Annotated in this window: 2 protein-coding genes; both read right to left on the reverse strand. The window is 64.9% G+C overall.

Annotated features, from left to right (window positions below; all coding sequences use genetic code 11):
- Positions 1-321: 321 nt before the first annotated feature.
- On the reverse strand, positions 322-636 hold the full coding sequence (locus tag ACFPN9_RS27945; RefSeq protein WP_377817957.1) for a DUF736 domain-containing protein: 315 nt from the start codon (positions 634-636) through the stop codon (positions 322-324).
- A 294-nt stretch (positions 637-930) separates the two neighbouring features.
- Positions 931-1,623 carry a ParB/RepB/Spo0J family partition protein gene (locus ACFPN9_RS27950; protein ID WP_465247903.1) on the reverse strand — a complete coding sequence of 231 codons (693 nt, stop codon included), beginning with the start codon at positions 1,621-1,623 and terminating at the stop codon, positions 931-933.
- Between the last annotated feature and the right edge of the window lie 414 nt (positions 1,624-2,037).

Below are 2,037 nucleotides of genomic sequence, written 5' to 3' on the forward strand. Positions count from 1 at the left end.
ATCCCGACATAAACGCCTTGCCAAAGGGGGCGTCCACATATGAATCACGAAATCGACGCCGCTGGAATCGGCCGGACGGTCTTATGGGTTTACGGCCTAGTCCCATACCGCCCGACGGATGGGAAATAGACGATCGTTTCCCTGACTGATGTGCCGTTACAGCTTTGCGGGGCACAAGTTACGTATTCCGATGAGGAGATGAAGTCCGCTCATGACGCATCCTGCTTAATCGCGGCAATGCGCCTGCACAAAAATTTTTATTGTCCAAAGCTTCCCAAAAGCGAACCACCCCGCCTTTCGGCGGGGCGATTGTTGCAGACCTCACTCGGCGGTCCTGCGGGACCAGATGAGTGAGAAGGCTCCGGCGGTCTCGGTGTCCTCGATCAGGGTCGCGTAGATTGCTGCCGGGAAGCTCGGATCGTCGACTTTTGCCGAGAGGTAGGGCTTCCCTTCGCGGGACGTTTTGGCCCAGGCCGCGCCAATTTCGGTCTTGCCAGCGAAGATGCGGTGGGAGGGGCCGTTATCGCTGGTGCCCTCGCTGCGGACGAAGCGGACCTTGCTGGTCAGGGTCAGCGTGTTGATCGCGCCGGTGAAGCCGCCGTTTTCGTCCTTCTTGAAGCTGCCGATCGTCGCCATGGTAGTCTCCTGTCGTTTTGTCCGGGCCGCGACCACCGCGACCTCGATGGCGTCGACAAGGCCGGGACGGGCTGAAGTGCACCCGCAGGGTCGAAACGGATGTGGAGAACGGCGCAGCCGTTGCGCTTAAGAAGCTCGGCTCGGCCAGACAGCCAGCACGAAGAGGACGCGGGTGGCCACGGGCCGGACAAACCGGCAGGAGACCACCCCGACGCCAATCGGCAGATTCAACAATTACGAAACCGGCCGCCCCAAACGGAGTGGCCGCCCATGATCCCGAACCTCTGGGTCCGCCTACTCAGCGGCGTCAGCGAATGCGACAGGCTCCTGCTCGCCCTCCACCTCACCGGCGGAAGTCCGCAAGCAGGCCGGTAGCCAAGCCGTCTCCACCAGAAGCCGCTCGGCTTCTCTGGCCATCTCGACCTTGGTCAGGCTGCCAAGCCGCTGCGCCGTCTCATCCGAGACGCCCTCGCTCACCGCCTGCATGATCGCCGCCTTGGTCACGAGCCCGAGATAGGCGGGCACGGTCGGGCTCCAATAGTCCCGCATGGCAAGGCCAGTCACTTGGGCCAGCCGATCTGCGTCATGGATCGCGTTGGTCCGGCGCTCATGCGGCAGGATGCCGAGTCCCGATAGCTCCAGCCTTCGGAACGCCTCGAACTGGTCGGCCGGGTGCAACGGCATGCGCACCACGTTCTCGGCCAGACTCTCTTCCTCGCCAGCCTCCATCACCATTACCGGGACGGTGAAGCCGCGCGGCAGCGCCTTGCGCTTGGAAAGCAGCTTCAACGCCATCAGCCGGCGCGAGCCGGCAATGACGGCGTAGCGCCCGTCCTCGCGGCTTGAGACCAGCAAGGGCTGCAACAGCCCGTGGGCGCGGATGCTGGCGGCCAACTCCTCGACGCCATCGCCTGCGCCGGTGCGCCGGACATTGCGGTCACTCGCGACCAACTTGTTCAAGGGGACTTCGATCAACTCACGCGACATGACAAAACACCTCTCTCAGTTGCCGGCCGAGGCATGGTCCCCGGCCATGCCTCCCGGGGCCGCGAGAGCGGTGGGGAGAGGGGTGGCGAGCGTGAGCGGGCCAGGCCGCCTTGCGCGGCGGGCGGATCGGGTTGGATGGAGACGTGACGTCGGAATCGTGCTCCCGATCTGCGCGACACGCGAGGCTGCCGGCGCCTACGCCGAGCGCTCGCGAGGGGAGAGGGGCGAAGCCCCGCTCCCCTTGAGTCGGATCCATGGAATCATGCTGAGGTCAGGCTGTCGTGGCGGTCGCAACGCGACCAGTCGCAGCTGTCCGGGTCGTGTCCCTGATGGTGGTGTAGCTTCGCGGAGCAACCACGATGCCGGCTTTGGCCGGGCTGGTCAGGCGGCCCCGGCTGGCAGGCTGACGATGGG

The organism is Allobosea massiliensis, from assembly GCF_042655245.1.
Classification (GTDB): domain Bacteria; phylum Pseudomonadota; class Alphaproteobacteria; order Rhizobiales; family Beijerinckiaceae; genus Allobosea; species Allobosea massiliensis.

Excerpts from the sequence above, each read along its gene's own strand:
- ACFPN9_RS27945 (WP_377817957.1), bottom strand. The coding sequence starts at position 636 with ATGGCGACGATCGGCAGCTTCAAGAAGGACGAAAACGGCGGCTTCACC.
- ACFPN9_RS27950 (WP_465247903.1), bottom strand. The coding sequence starts at position 1,623 with ATGTCGCGTGAGTTGATCGAAGTCCCCTTGAACAAGTTGGTCGCGAGT.